The organism is Paraburkholderia sp. GAS38 (genome assembly GCF_050434965.1).
In the GTDB taxonomy this organism is placed as follows: domain Bacteria; phylum Pseudomonadota; class Gammaproteobacteria; order Burkholderiales; family Burkholderiaceae; genus Paraburkholderia; species Paraburkholderia phenazinium_A.
Map to the genome: position 1 here is coordinate 281,841 of NZ_JBNDJO010000007.1, position 17,203 is coordinate 299,043.

General features: G+C 62.8%; 13 protein-coding genes. 10 read left to right on the top strand and 3 right to left on the bottom strand.

From position 1 onward, the window contains the following. Nucleotides 1–207 precede the first annotated feature (207 nt). Nucleotides 208–1,734, top strand: coding sequence for a peptide MFS transporter (locus P3T42_RS18970; RefSeq protein WP_171991635.1), 1,527 nt, complete (start codon nt 208–210; stop codon nt 1,732–1,734). Nucleotide 1,735: 1 nt separating this feature from the next. Here the strand turns inward: P3T42_RS18970 and P3T42_RS18975 are convergent, their stop codons facing one another. Next, nucleotides 1,736–2,173 carry a carboxymuconolactone decarboxylase family protein gene (locus P3T42_RS18975; protein ID WP_074296158.1) on the bottom strand — a complete coding sequence of 146 codons (438 nt, stop codon included), beginning with the start codon at nt 2,171–2,173 and terminating at the stop codon, nt 1,736–1,738. Nucleotides 2,174–2,284: 111 nt separating this feature from the next. On the opposite strand from P3T42_RS18975, the gene P3T42_RS18980 reads away from it, so the two are divergent. The 6 genes from P3T42_RS18980 (at nt 2,285) to P3T42_RS19005 (ending at nt 9,132) form a co-directional block, all read left to right on the top strand. Continuing rightward, the gene (locus tag P3T42_RS18980; protein WP_429306898.1) at nt 2,285–3,757 is read left to right on the top strand and encodes a PLP-dependent aminotransferase family protein; all 1,473 of its coding nucleotides are present in this window, start codon (nt 2,285–2,287) and stop codon (nt 3,755–3,757) included. Nucleotides 3,758–4,103: 346 nt separating this feature from the next. Next, a complete protein-coding gene (locus tag P3T42_RS18985; protein ID WP_074296156.1) occupies nt 4,104–4,553 on the top strand; it encodes an HU family DNA-binding protein in 450 nt (149 codons plus the stop codon). Between the two features lie 400 nt (nt 4,554–4,953). Further along, nucleotides 4,954–6,363, top strand: a complete 1,410-nt coding sequence (locus P3T42_RS18990) for a circularly permuted type 2 ATP-grasp protein (RefSeq protein WP_074297478.1) — start codon at nt 4,954–4,956, stop codon at nt 6,361–6,363. A gap of 53 nt (nt 6,364–6,416) precedes the next feature. After that, nucleotides 6,417–7,367, top strand: a complete 951-nt coding sequence (locus tag P3T42_RS18995) for an alpha-E domain-containing protein (protein ID WP_074296155.1) — start codon at nt 6,417–6,419, stop codon at nt 7,365–7,367. 13 nt (nt 7,368–7,380) lie between these two features. Next, entirely contained in the window at nt 7,381–8,181 is an 801-nt protein-coding gene (locus P3T42_RS19000) for a transglutaminase family protein (protein ID WP_429306899.1), read from the top strand. Between the two features lie 72 nt (nt 8,182–8,253). Next, nucleotides 8,254–9,132 (top strand): peptidase, encoded by an 879-nt coding sequence (locus P3T42_RS19005; RefSeq protein ID WP_429306900.1) that lies wholly within the window; start codon nt 8,254–8,256, stop codon nt 9,130–9,132. A gap of 150 nt (nt 9,133–9,282) precedes the next feature. Here the strand turns inward: P3T42_RS19005 and P3T42_RS19010 are convergent, their stop codons facing one another. Both P3T42_RS19010 and P3T42_RS19015 read right to left on the bottom strand, forming a co-directional pair. Next, nucleotides 9,283–10,455 (bottom strand): porin, encoded by a 1,173-nt coding sequence (locus P3T42_RS19010; protein ID WP_074296152.1) that lies wholly within the window; start codon nt 10,453–10,455, stop codon nt 9,283–9,285. A 385-nt stretch (nt 10,456–10,840) separates the two neighbouring features. After that, a complete protein-coding gene (locus tag P3T42_RS19015; protein WP_429306901.1) occupies nt 10,841–12,190 on the bottom strand; it encodes a YihY/virulence factor BrkB family protein in 1,350 nt (449 codons plus the stop codon). A 216-nt stretch (nt 12,191–12,406) separates the two neighbouring features. Here P3T42_RS19015 and fdnG point away from each other — a divergent pair, with 216 nt between their 5' ends. The 3 genes from fdnG to P3T42_RS19030 are packed head-to-tail and all read left to right on the top strand — an operon-like array spanning nt 12,407 to nt 17,034. Beyond that, a complete protein-coding gene (fdnG, locus tag P3T42_RS19020) occupies nt 12,407–15,478 on the top strand; it encodes a formate dehydrogenase-N subunit alpha (protein WP_429306902.1) in 3,072 nt (1,023 codons plus the stop codon). 10 nt (nt 15,479–15,488) lie between these two features. Then, on the top strand, nt 15,489–16,421 hold the full coding sequence (fdxH, locus tag P3T42_RS19025; RefSeq protein WP_074296150.1) for a formate dehydrogenase subunit beta: 933 nt from the start codon (nt 15,489–15,491) through the stop codon (nt 16,419–16,421). After that, nucleotides 16,408–17,034 carry a formate dehydrogenase subunit gamma gene (locus P3T42_RS19030; RefSeq protein ID WP_429306903.1) on the top strand — a complete coding sequence of 209 codons (627 nt, stop codon included), beginning with the start codon at nt 16,408–16,410 and terminating at the stop codon, nt 17,032–17,034. Before fdxH ends, P3T42_RS19030 begins: the two co-directional genes overlap by 14 nt. Nucleotides 17,035–17,203 lie beyond the last annotated feature (169 nt).

Below are 17,203 nucleotides of genomic sequence, written 5' to 3' on the forward strand. Positions count from 1 at the left end.
CGCTTGCTAGCGTCCGGCGTCGATATGGCGCGATTTATGTCGAACTCATTCCTTTTCCCACTCCCTGGTCGCTCCGCTGTGTTGCGCGGATGAGCATGCGCATGCCGGCACTTTTGTGCGTCATGGCGGCCTGATATTTCCAGACCCAGTTTTCAGCGGCACGCTCATTCAAACGCGCGCCGCCGCAATCGCAAGAACACGAGGCACATGATGAATTCAACCGTATCCCAGACTCGATCGTTTTCGACGGTCTTCCTGATCGAGATGTGGGAGCGTTTCGGCTACTACGGGATGGCCGCGCTGCTGGTCCTGTTCATGATCGACAAGCTCGGCTTCACCGATAGCCACGCCACGCTCACGTGGGGCGCATTCACGGCGCTCGTGTATGCCGCACCGTCGGTAGGCGGCTGGATCGGCGACAAGATCCTCGGTACGCGCCGCACGATGGTGTTCGGCGCATTGGTGCTGTCCGCGGGCTATCTGATGCTCGCCGTGCCGAACGACCAGCTCACCTACATGTACGCCTCGCTCGGCGTGGTCGTGGTGGGCAACGGCCTGTTCAAGGCAAATGCCGCGAATCTGGTGCGCCGCATCTATGAAGGCGACGACGCCCGGATCGACAGCGCGTTTACGATCTACTACATGGCGGTCAACATCGGCTCGACAGTGTCGATGCTCGCCACGCCGTGGATCAAGGACCACTGGGGCTGGCATGCGGCGTTTGCCGTGTGCTGCGCGGGCATGCTGCTCGCCGTGCTGAACTACTTCATCATGTTCCGCACGCTGGCGCATGTGGGCTCCGCACCGGATGCCGAGCCGGTCCGCTGGGCGCGGGTGGGTGCCGTGGTGCTGGGCGGCGCCGCATTGTGCGTGGCGACGATGTTCGTGCTGCAGCACAAGGCTATCGCGGTGGCTTGCGTGTACACGGCGGGCGTCGCGATTCTGGCGATCTTCGGCTACATGCTCGCCAAATGCGAACACTCGGAACGCGCGGGACTGATCGCGGCACTGGTGCTGACGTTGCAGGCCATCCTGTTCTTCGTGTTCTATCAGCAGATGTCGACCTCGCTCACGCTGTTCGCGGTGCGCAACGTCGATCCGCATTTCTCGCTGTTCGGCGTGTCGCTCTTCACCTGGAGCGCGGCGCAGTTTCAGGCGCTCAATCCGATCTGGATCATGCTGCTGAGCCCGATTCTCGCGGTGCTGTATACGAAACTCTCGAAGAGCGGCAATGACGTGTCGGTGGCGGTGAAGTACGCGATCGGCTTCGTGGTCGTCGCGGCGGGTTTCTTTGTGTATGCGGTGAGTGGCCGCTATGCGGTCGACGGCCGGGTGTCGTCGTGGTTCATGGTGGGCGGCTACGGGCTGTATTCGCTCGGCGAGCTGCTGGTGAGCGGCCTCGGTCTCGCGATGATTGCGCGTTACGTGCCGGCCCGCATGAGCGGCTTCCTGATGGGCGCGTATTTCGTCGCGAGCGGTGTGTCCGGTTATCTGGGCAGCGTGGTGGCGAACTTCGCGCAGATGCCGTCCGGCGATCTCGGTCCGCTGCAGTCGTTGCCGCTCTATACGAAGCTGTTCATGGGGCTCGGCTGGCTGGCCGCGCTCGGCGCCCTGGTGGCCGTGCTACTGCTGCCGCTGATGAATCGCCTGTCGCGCGAACATCATCGTTGCGCGAGCGAGGCGCGCGATGCCGCGCACGCGGCGAATGGACTCTCGCCGGCGGCGGCAGAGTAACTCACTCCGGGATCTTGCGGAACGCCACCGAGATCCGGTTCCAGCCGTTGATCGCCACCACCAGCATGGTCAGGTCGGCGATCTCCTGCTCGCTGAAATGCGGCTTGACCGCTTCCCAAACGGCGTCGGGCACATGCGTCTGGGCGACTAGCGTGACGGCCTCGGTCCATTCGAGCGCCGCCCGTTCGCGTTCCGTGAAGAAGGGCGCTTCGCGCCAGACCACCACGGACGCGAGACGCCGCTCCGTTTCGCCGCCTTTGCGCGCATCGGCGACGTGCATATCGACGCAGAACGCGCAGCCGTTCAACTGCGAGGCGCGCAAACGCACCAGTTCCATCAGCGATTTTTCGATCCCACACTGGCTGACGGCCTGCTCCAGCGCAATCATCGCGCGCGTGCCGCTGGGGGTAGCCTTGTAGAAGTCGAGACGGGATTGCATAGCTTGCTCCTGTTTGAAAGTGTCCGCGAGACGGGACCGCAGACGTCAGCTTAGGTCCTGGAGTGGTCGTATAAAATAGCCATTTATCGATTATTTCAGGTAGCCACTTCGATGGAGATCCACATCGTAGTCGAGGGACGTCACGACCTCGCGGGGCAGATCTACCGGCAGTTGCGCGAGGGCATCGTCGAAGGGCGCCTGACAGGCGGCACGCGCTTGCCGTCCACGCGCGATCTCGCGGTGCAACTCGGCGTCTCGCGCAAGACCACGCTCGATGTCTTCGAGCGCCTGCTTGCCGAAGGTTATCTCAGCGCGCGTTCAGGCTCGGGGACGTTTGTCGCGGAAGGTTTGCAGCGGCTGCCCGCGCAGCGCTCCGGCTACGTTCGGGCAGTGGAAGCGGCGCGCGTGCAGGCGAAAGCGAAATCGAAAGCGCGCGCGCAACCGCTCTGGCAGCAGATGCCTCACGGGCTGTCCTTACCTGGGCCGATGCCTGCTTTGGCGCACGATTTCATCGGCGGCAAGACGGACAAGGCGCCGTTCCCATTCGACGTCTGGCGCCGCTGCATCAATCAGGCCGTGCGGGCGCAGTCGCGCAGTCCCGGCACCTATCGCGAAGCGGCCGGCGAGCCCGAATTGCGTCTTGCCGTCGCGCGCTATCTTGGCTTCAACCGCGCGGTGGTGTGCAACTGGGATGAGGTGATCGTGACGCAAGGCGCGCAGCACGCGCTCGATCTGATCGCACGCGTCACGCTGCGTCCCGGCGACGTGGCCGCCATCGAAGATCCAGGCTATCCACCCGCGCTGGCCAGCCTCGCGGCGGCCGGTGCCAAGGTCGTGCCGGTGCCGGTCGATGCGGACGGCCTGATCGTCCACAAGCTGCCGGACCATGCGCGGCTCGTCTATGTGACGCCGTCGCACCAGTTTCCGCTCGGCATGCCGATGAGTCTCGAGCGGCGCGTCGCGTTGCTGGAATGGGCGCAAAAGCGCGGCGCGGTCATCATCGAAGACGACTACGACAGCGAATACCGTTTCGAAGGGCGGCCCATGGAGCCGTTGAAAAGTCTCGATCGCGCCGGCCTGGTCGCCTATATCGGCACGTTTTCCAAAACGATCTTTCCCGAGTTGCGGGTGGGTTATGCGGTGCCGCCCGCATCGCTGCTCGGGCCGCTGTGCACGGCACGGCAGGTGACGGACTGGCACGGCTGCACGCTGACCCAGACGGCGCTCGCGTCATTCATGCTGAATGGCGATTTCGCCAAGCATCTGCGGCGCATGCACAAGCTCTATGGCGCGCGTCGCGCGTGTCTGCTCGAGCATCTCCGCGGCGGACTCGCGCCGTGGTTCGACGCCGTGGTGCCGACCGCCGGCATCCATTTGGCCGCCTATCTCAAGGCGCCGCTGACCGAAGCAGCAGTGATCGCGGCGGCGCGCGAGGCGTCGATCGGGCTCTACGGCCTCGGCCGATTTCATCTGCGGGCGAAGGCGCAACCGGGCCTGATGTTCGGCTACGGCGGCATCGCCGTCGAGCAGATCGACGCCGCGCTGAACACGCTCGCCAAGCTGATGCCGCGCCTCGCACGCTGAGCATCGGACCCGCCGCTTATGCGGCAAACGGTCGCCGCGCCGCCGCGATCGAACGCATGGAGTGCCGCTAAAGCAGCTAAAAACAGGTACCTGGCAACGGGTTTGCCCTATCTCGAGGTTCAATGCGGCGAGCAAAGTAACCCGGCGCCGGCACCCGCCTTTTCACGTTTACCCCCTGAAATACGGGTTAAAAAGTGTTGCGGAGTCGGCACGACGCAACAAACCGTAACGCTTACACACAAAAGAGTCGCGCAAAACGCCGTAGCGCTTGTAGAATCCGGCCTTGAAGCGTGCGCATACCGCGGGCGCTTCTTGCATTCACTGACCAACAACAGGTAGGAGAAACATGCCGACTTCCGCAAAAAAGGTGGCCAAGAAGGCTGCTACGGTACCGACCAAAAAGGTTGCTGCGAAGAAAGTTCCTGCGAAGAAAGTCGTCGCAGCTAAGAAGGTCGCCGTGAAGGCGTCCGGCGCACCGTCGCCGATCAAGGACACCTTCACGAAGGCCTCGCTGGCTGCACACGTCGCAGAACGTGCTGCTGTTGAACCGAAGGCTGCCAAGGCTGTGCTGGCCGCGCTCGAAGACACGATCCTCGGCGCAGTCCACAAGAAGGGTGCTGGCGAATTCACGCTGTCGGGTCTTCTGAAGATCGTCGTGCAAGCTGTCCCGGCGAAGAAGAAGCGCTTCGGCAAAGACCCGTTCACGGGCGAAGAGCGTTGGTTCCCGGCCAAGCCGGCTAGCGTGCGCATCAAGGCACGTCCGCTGAAGAAGCTGAAGGACGCAGCAGCAGCGTAAGCGTGCACGGCGCTGCACCGTTCGTTTTCGAACGACGGCCCGCGCCATGCGCGAACTGAAGCGCTGAATGTCCAGGCAGTGCAAAAATCCCCGCGGGTGCGAATCCGCGGGGATTTTTTATGGCCGCCGCGAATGCGTGCCGATCGTCTCGATGGATCCGCCGCCGCCCCACCGAGGCCCGGAAATACGCCGTGAGCCAGCGTGAGCTGCACCGGAGTGGCGCATTGCGAGCCGCCGCAGTACGATGGTGCAGAAGCCGTGCCGAGGCTATGCGCCGTTCGTGTGCATCCAATGGGTTTGCGTGCGGAAAGCCAATGGCATAGCGCTTGCTTTGATGCTAGTCGAACACCGAATGCGCAGCGCATTCGCCTTCTATCCGACACAAAGAGCGGGGCGTGACATGCGATGCTATGACGAGATGCGTCATCATGACGAAGTCGTGCGGCCTCATTACGCACGCTTCGAACGCTGGCTGGCAAAGCAGGGTAACGAGGCAATCGCGCGCAAGCGCGCGGAGGCGGATCTACTGTTTCGCCGGGTGGGGATTACCTTCGCGGTCAACGGCGATCTGTCCGGCACGGAACGGCTCATCCCCTTCGATCTGATCCCGCGCATCATCCCACGCAGCGAATGGCAGACCCTCGAAGCCGGGCTGCGGCAGCGCGTCCAGGCGCTCAATCTGTTTATCCACGACGTCTATCACGACCGCAACATCGTGCGCGCCGGCATCGTTCCGGCCGAGCAGGTCTATACCAATGCGCAGTACCGTCCCGAGATGCAGGGCGTCAACGTGCCGCTCGGCGTGTATGCGCATATTGCGGGCGTCGACGTGGTGCGAGCCGGCGAAGACGGCGCGTTCTACGTGCTCGAAGATAACCTGCGGGTGCCCTCCGGCGTGTCCTACATGCTCGAGAACCGCAAGATGATGATGCGCTTGTTTCCCGAGCTGTTCGTGCAGAACCGGATTGCGCCGGTGGCGCATTACCCCGACCTGCTGCTCGATACCTTGCGCTCGGTTGCGCCCGAAGGCGTCGACGATCCGGTGGTGGTGGTGCTCACGCCGGGCATGTACAACTCGGCGTATTTCGAGCACACCTTCCTTGCCCAGCAGATGGGCGTTGAACTGGTGGAAGGCAAGGATCTGTTCGTCGACGACAACTACGTCTTCATGCGTACGACCCAGGGGCCCAAGCGCGTCGATGTGATCTATCGCCGGGTGGACGACGACTTTCTCGATCCACTCGCGTTCCGCACCGATTCGGCGCTCGGCGTACCGGGCCTGCTGACCGCGTATCGGGCAGGGCGCGTGGCGCTCGCCAACGCGATGGGCACCGGCATTGCCGACGACAAATCGATCTATCCGTATGTGCCGGAGATGATCGAGTTTTACCTCGGCGAGAAGCCGATCCTCAACAACGTGCCAACGTTTCAGTGCCGCAAGCCGGACGATCTCGCCTACACGCTCGCGCATCTGTCCGAACTGGTGGTCAAGGAAGTGCACGGCGCCGGCGGCTATGGGATGCTGGTTGGGCCGGCGTCGACCAGCGCCGAAATCGAAGCGTTCCGCGAGCGTTTGATCGCGCGGCCGGCGGGCTATATCGCGCAGCCCACGCTTGCGTTGTCGGCGTGTCCAACCTTTGTCGAGGCCGGCATCGCGCCGCGCCATATCGATCTGCGCCCGTTCGTGCTGTCCGGCAAGACCGTGACGATGTGCGCAGGCGGATTGACCCGTGTCGCGTTGCAGGAAGGGTCGCTGGTGGTCAATTCATCGCAGGGAGGCGGCACCAAAGACACCTGGATGGTCGACTGAGGGGGTTGCGGGTTCTACCGCCATCGCGTTCATCACAAACATGGAAAGCCGTCATGCTAAGCCGCACTGCCGACCACCTCTTCTGGATGGCCCGTTACATGGAGCGCGCCGAGAACACCGCGCGCATGCTCGATATCAACCTGAAGGCGCTGCTGTTGCCGCAGACGCCGGAGCAGGAGGCCCGCGCGCAGCGTTCGGTGCTGCGGATCTCCGAACTCGAAGCCGCCTTTGCGCAACGCTACGACGAACCGACGCGCGAACACGTGCTCGATTTCATGGTGGCGGACTCGACCAATCCGTCGAGCATTCACTCCTGCCTGCAGGCCGCGCGTGAAAACGCCCGTGCCGTGCGCGGCACGTTGACGACCGAATGGTGGGAGACCATCAACGACACCTGGCTCGAGTTCAACGAACGCACGGCGGCCGGTCAGCTCACCGCGAACCCGGATGAGCTGTTCGAGTGGGTCAAGTTCCGCTCGCATCTTTCGCGCGGCGTGACGATCGGCACCGCGCTGCAGGACGACGCGTTCTTCTTCACGCAGCTCGGCACGTACCTGGAGCGCGCGGACAACACCGCGCGGATTCTCGACGTGCGCTTCGCCGACGTCGAACCGAACTCGCGCGACGCAGCCCGCCAGCTCGAAGACTTTTACTACTGGACGTCGATTCTCAGTTCGGTGTCGGCGCTGGAGATCTACCGCAAGGTGTATCGCGACGTCGTGACGCCGGCCCGGGTGGTCGAACTGATGATCCTGAACCAGCAGATGCCGCGCTCGCTGCTGGCCTCGCTGGAGGGCGTGTGCGTCAATCTGGCGATGCTGCGCACCTCGGGGTCCAACCAGTGCGAGCGCTTCGCCGGCAAGCTGCGCGCCGAGCTGGTGTACTCCGACATCCGGCAGATCTTCGAAGCGGGCCTGCATGCCTATCTGACCCAGTTCCTTGCCCGGGTGTTCGAACTCGGCAATCTGGTGGCGCGGACCTATCTGATGCTGCCAGTGGCCTGACGGAGTTTTCTTTATGTACCTGACGATCCGCCACGACACCGCCTATCGCTACGAAACGACGGTTCACTATTCGATCCAGCAGTTGCGTCTTACGCCGTCGAGCGGCGCCTCCCAGGTGGTGCGGCGCTGGACCATCGACGCGCCCGGCAAGCTCGACGCCACCTTCGACGCCTACGGCAATGTGCTGCATACGCTGGTGCTGAACAAGCCGCATAGCGAGATCCGTCTGCATGTGTCGGGGGAGATCGATACGATTCCGCTCGCCGATGGGCTTCTGCGCGACGCAGTGGGCCCCATTCCGCTCGAACACTACACCTGTGCCACGCGCCTTACCGAGGCGGATGGCGCGGTGCGTGAACTGGCGCAAGCGGTGGCGTCGCTCGGCTCGCCTCAAGGACTGATCAAGCTGTCCGAGGAGATCGTGCAGCGCGTGACCTACCAGCCAGGCGTCACGGAAGCGACCAGCACGGCGTCCGAGGCGCTCGCGCTCGGCAAGGGCGTGTGCCAGGACCATGCGCACCTGATGCTGGCGTGCTGCCGCCTACGGGGCATTCCGGCGCGCTACGTGAGCGGCTATCTCGCGCCGGGCGACGCGCCGAACGGTGCGAGCCACGCGTGGGTCGACGTCTGGCTCGACGGGCAGGGCTGGATTTCCGTCGACGTCACGCGCGCGGCCTTTGCCAGCGAAATCTACTGCCGGCTCGCGGCGGCGCGCGACTACGAAGCCGCGGCGCCTGTGCGCGGCCGGCGCATCGGCGGTCTGGAAGAGAAGCTGAACGTCTCGGTCACGGTGAGCGCGCAGGCGCCGCAATAAGAGGCATCGTACGAAAGACGTGGCGCGGCGGCATTACAATAGCGGCGTTTGCGGGTCTTCTGGATAACTTTTATGACTTACTGTGTGGCGATGTGCGTGGACGACGGGCTGGTGTTCCTGTCCGATACCCGCACCAATGCCGGCGTCGATCACATCAGCACGGCGCGCAAGATGACGGTGTTCGAATTGCCGGGCGAGCGCGTGCTGGTGCTGCTTGGCGCCGGCAATCTGTCGCTGACCCAGGCCGTGCTGCAGGAACTGAGCGAACCGACCGATCCCGAGCGGCCCACCCTGTGGAGCGCACCCACCATGGCGGACGCGGCGCGCGTGGTGGGGCAGGCGGTGCGCGACGTGCATCACCGCGAAGCTCAGGCGCTGCAGGAGTTCGGCGTCGACTTCAACTGCAGCTTCATCCTGGGCGGGCAGATCGCCGCGCCCGCCAAGCCGAACGGCGGCCGGCCGCATCTGTTCATGATTTACGCGGCGGGCAATTTTATCGAATCGTCGGCGGTGAACCCGTATTTCCAGATCGGCGAGTCGAAGTACGGCAAGCCGATCATCGACCGCGTGCTAACCCCTACCACGCCGCTCGACGAAGCCGCCAAGTGCGCGCTGATCTCGATGGACTCGACGCTGCGCTCGAACCTGTCGGTGGGCCTGCCGCTCGATCTGCTGGTCTACGAAAAGGACGCGTTGCGGGTGACGCGTTTCGTCTCGGTCGATCACGACAATGCGTACTTCGAAATGATCCACCGGACGTGGGGCGAACGCCTGCGTCAGGTGTTCTCGGAGATTCCCGATCCCGACTGGCAGGAATCGGCGAACGTGCCGATGCAGCGCCTTGAGCGGGCGCTGGTGCTGCATCGTGCGCCGGTGGCGAGCGATGAAGCGGCGGCCGCCAAGCCGGCTCAGACCCTGGCGCAGGCCGAGAAGAGCAAGGCACAGCGCTAGACCTGGACCGCCTGGCGCGCTACGGGAGGCGCCTGGTTGCGCCTCCCGTAGCAGCGCAATTCCCTTCAGCCATAAAAAAAGCCAGCCACCGGCTTATCGCCTGTGGCTGGCTTTCGAACAGCGTCCTGCTTTAGCTGTCCGTCAAGTCGATTAGAACTTGTGACGGATACCGAGGCTGACGATTTCCTGCGCCGTCGAGTTCGACGTGTTGCCGTAGTCGGCCACCGATGCGGTCACGTCCGTGCCCGACGCCTTTTGATACGCGCCGACCAGGTAGATGTCCGTGCGCTTCGACAGGTTGTAGTCGCCACCCAGCGAGACCTGGTTATACGTTGCCGACGGGCCGTAGCCGGAACCGTGCGTGAACGTGTAGCCCAGACCCAGCAATGCTGCCGGCGTCAGTTGGTAGTTCACGAAGCCAGCGCCGACGTTGTAACGCTCGGTCGAAGTGAACGTCGAGAATGCGTCCGGCTTGTACTGTGCGTTGCTGTAACGCAGGCCGGCCGTGATCGGGCCAACTACGTACTGCGCGCCGATCGAAGCGATACCGATCGACTTCGCGGAAGCGAATTGCGTGTTGATTGCACCGTCAAACGTCGCGTCCGAGGTCGCACCGCTCGCCCAGCCTGCGCTCGTGGTTGCCGTGGCACCGCGGCCAGCTGCCGTGCTGGCGTTGTCCATACGGATGTAGCCGGCTGCGACGCTGATCGGACCGTTCGAGTACGTTGCCGCGCCCGACCAGGTTTGGCCCGAACCCGTCGAACCTGCTACGCCGCCGAATGCATACAGGGCTTCGAACTGGAAGCCAGCGTACGTTTGCGACGTGTACTTGATTGCGTTGTTCGTACGCGAGCTGTTGTCGTTGTTGTCAACGTCGCCCGGCGTCGTGAATGTGGAGCCCCAGTAGTTGTCAGCCGTGACTGCCTGGACCAGGTCGACGACCGGGTCATACTGGCGGCCGAGGGTAACCGTACCGAACTGGTCGCTTTGCAGGCCAACGAATGCCTGACGACCGAACATCTTGCCGCCTTGACCCAGCGCGCCGTTGTTCGGGTTAAAGCCGTTTTCCAACTGGAAGACAGCCTTCAGGCCACCGCCCAGATCTTCCGTGCCCTTCAAGCCCCAACGGTTGCCCTGCAGGTTACCGGCAGCGAGGCCGAACAGGTTGTTGTTGGTCAGCGGATCCGCTTTCGTGGTCACGTTGTGCACGTACTGGATCGAGTCATCGAGCACGCCGTACAGAGTAACGCTGCTTTGAGCATGAGCTGCACCTGCTGCACCCAGCAGTGCCAGCGAGAGGCTAGACAGTGCGAATTTTTTCATCCATTTCTCCACGCGATGATTGGTTTCGTTGTTGCGGAAAGGAGAATAGCGCAGGGTGTCTGAAGGGTAATACTGAAAAAAAATGAGTGTCTCGTAAACGTGACACTGGCCGAAAACGCTTATTTATCAAGCGTACCTGGCATTATTGCTGATGTGGCAACATTGAATGCCGAAAATCGCATTATTGTTGTTTCGTTGATAGTGGAAGTGTGGGCATTCGTCATTTGGACACACTTTTGAAGGCGTTATGTAATTTTGTTGTCTATGGCGATGGCGTCGTAGTGCGTGCCTAATTACCCGTCACATCGCCATCATGTTGATATGCGTGCTGGACAGTTGCCCCCGAGTGTGGGTGTTCTCCCTGGTATGCGACGCGAAAATGGCATCAACGGATGTCATCGGCGCTTTCCGGGGCGGCTGCGCCATCGCCGCGGCGGCGGCCCGCCACGGCCGTGACCAGCAGGGCCGCGCCGGCGGCCAGCAACATCGATCCCCAAGGATGACGCTTGACGTAGCGGTCGGCGGCCGCAGCCTTGCGGCCGGCCTCCAGCAGCGTGGAGGCGGCGGCGCGCGTGGCGTGGTCTTCCGCGCGAATCACTTTGCGGCCGATGCTGGCCGCCGTGCGCGCGCCTGAAGACGGCGCGGCCGCACCAGCGGTCGCCGACGCTGGCTGGTCAGCGAGCGTGTCCGTCGCGCTTCCCGTACCGCTTGCCGGACTCGCGACCGCCATGGCAGCGGCGAGCTTCGTGCCGGGCGCAGCGCTGGCCGGCGCGCGCGCCGGCATCGTTGAAGCGGCGAACACCGAGGCCATCTTCGCGCGACTGCCCGGCGGCGCTTCCTCGAGTTGCCCCCATGCGCCGCGCGGATCGTGCAGGCGTCCGCGAGCCGCGGAGAACTCCGCACCGAGCAGCAGCACCGCTGCCGAGAAGTACAGCCACATCAGCAGCACGGCCAGCGAACCGGCCGCGCCGAACGAATTGGCCATGCCCGCATGGGCCAGATAGAGGGCGAAGAGTTTCTTGCCGGCGGAAAACAGCACGGCCGCGACCACGCCGCCCACGAAGGCATCGCGCCAGCGGACCACGGCATCGGGCAGGAACTTCAGCAGCGCGGCGAAGGCGAACGCCAGCACCAGCAGGGCGACCAGCAACTGCAGCAGATTACCGATCACGACATAGGGCGAGTTGCCCCACAGCCACTTGCCGACAAAGGTAATGGCCGTATCGAGCACCAGCGACACGATCAGCAGGAACGCCACGCCGAGCACGAGTCCAAACGAAATCAGCCGCACCCGTACCAGCGCGATCACGCTCGAGGAGCGTGGGCCCGTGAGCGGCCAGACGATATTGAGCGCGGAATTGAGCGACGAGAAAGTGGCCGACGCGCCGATCGCCAGTAAGGCGAACGAAATAATTGCCGCGATGCCGCCGGCACTGCCCGCATGTCGGGCGTTCAGCACGATGGTCTGCACACCGGCCGCGGCTTCGTCGCCAAGCAGCCCGTGGATATGGGCGAACAACTCTCCACGTACCGCCTGGGCGCCGAAGAACCAGCCAGCCACGGCGATCACCATGACGAGCGTGGGCGCAAGCGAAAACGCCGCGTAAAACGCGATGCTTGCAGCCATGGCCGCGCAGCGGTCTTCCGCGAATTTCGTGAAAGCGCCCATCGCCCACGAGGCCTGGTGGCGGGCGGCGCGTTGCAGATTGTCGGCGGATAGCGTGTCGATTTCCATGAGGTCTCTGTGCGGGATCGTGGCGCCGGCCTCTGCGCCTGTATGCCGCTGCGGCACGGGTGGGCAAGCTGCCGCAAGCACCATGCCTGTCACTATAACAAGGACGTTTCCGAGTCAGGGTATGTCCTGTACAGACTCGATGCTGGCGCAACGAAACTATTAAGGAAACGTCTTATACTTTTAAGTACCCCCACAACATCCATGCCGAGGGCGACCATGCTGCAAATGTCCCGGCGTCAGTTCCTGAAGGTGACGGCGTCTACGCTAGCCGGATCGAGCTTGGCCCTGCTGGGCTTCTCGCCGGACAACGCGCTCGCCGAGGTCCGACAGTACAAGCTGGCGCGCACCACTGAAACCCGCAACACCTGCCCGTATTGCTCGGTGGGCTGCGGGATCCTCATGTACGGCCTGGGTGACGGCGCGAAGAACGCCACCGCCAGCATCATCCATATTGAAGGCGATCCCGACCACCCGGTCAATCGCGGCACGTTGTGCCCGAAGGGCGCTAGCCTGATCGACTTCATTCACAGCCCGAGCCGCCTGAAGTATCCCGAGTATCGCGCCGCCGGTGCCGAGCAGTGGCAGCGCATTTCGTGGGATGACGCGCTCGACCGCATCGCGAAACTGATGAAGGCCGACCGCGACGCCAACTTCGTCGAAACCACCGCGGACGGCAAGAAGGTCAACCGCTGGCTGACCACCGGTATGCTCGCTGCATCGGCGGGTAGCAACGAGGTGGGGTATCTGACGCACAAGACAGTGCGCAGCATGGGGATGCTTGCGTTCGACAACCAGGCGCGTGTCTGACACGGTCCGACGGTGGCAGGTCTTGCCCCGACGTTTGGCCGTGGAGCGATGACGAACCATTGGGTCGACATCAAGAATGCGGACGTGATCCTGGTGATGGGCGGCAATGCCGCCGAGGCCCACCCGTGCGGCTTCAAATGGGTGGCCGAAGCGAAGGCGCATCGCAAGGCGCGCCTGATCGTGATCGATCCGCGCTTTACGCGCACCGCGTCCGTGGCCGACTTCTACGCGCCGATTCGCACCGGTACGGACATTGTGTTCCTCGGCGGGGTGATCCACTATCTGCTGACGAATGACAAGATCCAGCACGAGTATGTGAAGAACTACACGGACTTCGCGTTCATCGTGCGCGAGGATTTCGCGTTCGACGACGGCATCTATTCGGGCTACGACGCGGAGAAGCACGCGTATCCGGACAAGGCGTCGTGGGACTACGAGCGCGGCGACGACGGCTTCGTGAAGGTCGACATGACGCTGCAGGATCCGCGCTGCGTCTACAACCTGCTGAAACAGCACTACTCGCGCTATACGCCCGAGATGGTCGAGAAGACCTGCGGCACGCCGAAGGACAAATTCCTCAAGGTCTGCGAAATGCTGGCCACGACCGCGGTGCCCGGCCGCGCCGGGACGATCCTGTACGCGCTCGGCTGGACGCATCACTCGGTCGGCGCGCAGATGATCCGCACCGGCGCGATGGTGCAGCTACTGCTTGGCAATATCGGCATCGCCGGCGGCGGCATGAATGCGCTGCGCGGCCACTCGAACATCCAGGGGCTGACGGATCTCGGGCTGATGTCGAACCTGCTGCCGGGCTACATGACCTTGCCGATGGAGGACGAGCAGGACTACGGCGCATACATCAAGAAACGCGCGACCCAGCAGTTGCGGCCCAACCAGCTCAGTTACTGGAAGAACTACGGCGCGTTCTTCGTGAGCTTCATGAAGTCGTGGTGGGGCGATGCCGCCACCGCCGACAACAACTGGGGCTACGACTATCTGCCCAAGCTCGATAAGCCCTACGATTTGCTGCAGGCCATTGAGCTGATGGATCAGGGCAAGATGAACGGCTATATCGCGCAGGGCTTCAACGTGCTCGCGTCCTCGCCGAACAAGGCGAAGACGAGCTCGGCGCTCGGCAAGCTGAAGTGGCTCGTGGTGATGGACCCGCTTGCCATCGAAACCGCCGAGTTCTGGAAGAACCATGGCGACTACAACGACGTCGATGCCGCGAAGATCCAGACCGAAGTGTTCCGGTTGCCTACTACGCTGTTCGCGGAGGAACGCGGCTCGCTGGTGAGTTCGAGCCGGGTGCTGCAGTGGCACTGGAAGGGCGCGGACGGCCCAGGCGAAGCGAAGAGCGACCTGGAGATCATGTCCGGGATTTTCCTGCGCATGCGCAAGGCGTATCAGGAGCAGGGCGGCAAATACCCCGATCCGATCGTCAAGCTGGACTGGCCGTACGCGGACCCGGAAAGCCCGACGCCGGAAGAACTGGCGATGGAGTTCAACGGCAAGGCCGTGACCGACCTGAACGATCCTAATGACGCCGCGAAGGTGCTGCTGAAGAAGGGCCAGCAGCTCGCCGGCTTTGCCCAGCTGAAGGACGACGGTTCGACCTCGAGCGGTTGCTGGATCTTCTGCGGCGCATGGACCGAGGAAGGCAACCAGATGGGACGGCGCGACAACGACGACCCGACCGGCATCGGCCAGACCCTGAACTGGGCATGGGCGTGGCCGGTGAACCGGCGGATTCTCTACAACCGCGCCTCGTGCGACCTGAACGGCAAGCCGTTCGACCCCACCCGCAAGCTGATTGGCTGGAACGGCTCGGCGTGGACCGGGCCGGACGTTCCCGACTTCAAGGTGGACGAACCGCCGGAAAACGGCATGGGGCCATTCATCATGAATCCGGAAGGCGTCGCGCGGTTCTTCGCGCGCGACGAGATGAACGAAGGCCCGTTCCCCGAGCATTACGAGCCGTTCGAGAATCCGTTGGGCTATAACACGCTGCATCCGCACAATGCGCTCGCTACCAGCAATCCGGCCGCGCGCGTGTTTCCGGACGACCGGGCGGCTTTCGGCAAGGCGCCGGAGTTTCCGCATACCGCGACCACGTATCGTCTGACCGAGCACTTCCACTTCTGGACCAAGCATGCGCGGCTGAACTCGATTATTCAGCCGCAGCAGTTCGTCGAGATTGGTGAAGACCTTGCGAAGGAGGTGGGCGTGGTGGCGGGCGAGCGCGTGAAGGTGTCGTCCAACCGTGGCTACCTGATCGCGGTGGCGGTGGTGACCAAGCGCATCAAGCCGTTGATGATCGACGGCAAGAAGGTGCAGACGGTCGGCATTCCGCTGCATTGGGGCTTCAAAGGGCAGACGAAGCCGGGTTATCTGAGCAATACGTTGACGCCGGTGGTGGGCGACGGCAATTCGCAGACACCGGAATTCAAGTCGTTCCTGGTGAAAGTCGAGAAGGCCTAGGGGAGGCGCGATGGCACTGCAATCACTGGATATCAAGCGAATGTCGGCCACCACCGTGCAGCCTCCGGCGGTACGTGAGCCGGTGACCGGCACGGTGGCGAAGCTGATCGACGTCAGCAAATGCATTGGCTGCAAGGCGTGCCAGACAGCGTGCATGGAGTGGAACGATCTGCGCGACGTGGTGGGGATCAACCACGGCGTGTACGACAACCCGATGGATCTCAGCGAGCATTCGTGGACCGTGATGCGTTTCTCGGAGTACGAGAATCCGAACGGCAACCTTGAATGGCTGATCCGCAAGGACGGCTGCATGCACTGCGAGGACCCGGGCTGCCTGAAGGCGTGTCCTTCGCCGGGCGCGATTGTGCAATACACGAACGGCATCGTGGATTTCCATGAGGAGAACTGCATTGGCTGCGGGTATTGCGTGACGGGTTGTCCGTTCAACGTGCCGCGCATTTCGAAGCAGGACAACCGGGCCTACAAGTGCACGCTGTGTTCCGACCGCGTGGCGGTGGGACAGGAGCCGGCTTGCGTGAAGACGTGCCCGACCGGCGCGATCGTGTTCGGCACCAAGGAGGACATGAAGCAGCACGCGGCGGAGCGCATCGAGGATCTGAAGGAACGCGGCTTTGAGCATGCGGGGCTGTACGATCCGCCGGGCGTGAGCGGTACGCATGTGATGTATGTGCTGCACCACGCGGATCAACCGTCGCTTTACCACGGCTTGCCGGACAATCCGCGCATCAGCCCGATGGTGCGCTTGTGGAAGGGTATTGCGAAACCGCTGGCGGTGGCGGGCATTGCATTGGCGGCGCTGTCGGGGTTCTTCCATTACACGCGGATTGGACCGAACGAGGTGACGGAAGAGGATGAGCTGGCGGCGCGAGATGAGGCACGACGCATCAGGGATGAAGGGGAGCAGGGCGATGAAGTCAAATGATCCGAATCTGATTGTGCGTTATACGGCGAACGAGCGGACGAATCACTGGATTACGGCGATTACGTTTGTGTTGCTGGCGCTGTCGGGGCTGGCGCTGTTTCATCCGTCGATGTTCTGGCTGACGGCGCTGTTCGGCGGCGGGCAGTGGACGCGGATTTTGCATCCGTTTGTGGGTGTGGTGATGTTTGTGTCGTTCTTCATTCTGGCGGTGCGGTTCTGGCATCACAACTATCTGGATCGCGACGATGTGCAGTGGCTGCGGCAGATTGACGATGTGCTTGCCAATCGCGAGGAGAAGTTGCCGGAGATTGGGCGGTATAACGCGGGGCAGAAGTTGCTGTTTTTTACCATGGTGCTGTGCCTGCTTTTGTTGCTTTGCAGCGGTGTTGTGATTTGGCGGCGGTATTTTTCGGTTTACTTTCCTGTTTCTGTGATTCGCTTCGCGGTGGTTGTGCATGCTGCTGCCGCGTTTGTGCTCATTGTCGGGATCGTGGTTCATGTTTATGCTGCGCTTTGGATCAAAGGGTCCATCGGCGCTATGGTGCGTGGCACCGTTACCCTCGGGTGGGCCAGGAAGCATCATCCTAAGTGGTTTCGGGAGGGGGTTAAATAAGGGTTGGTTTTTTTTGCCTTGCTGGCGGTCCTTTTTGCCTGCGGCGCCTTGGTTTTGGCTGTTTTCTCTATGGTGTTGGCCTTTCCTTGCTTTCTTAGTGGTCTATTTGTGTTGCCCCTGTGCGGGGCGGCACTTACTTTCTTTGCCGCCGCAAAGAAAGTAAGCAAAG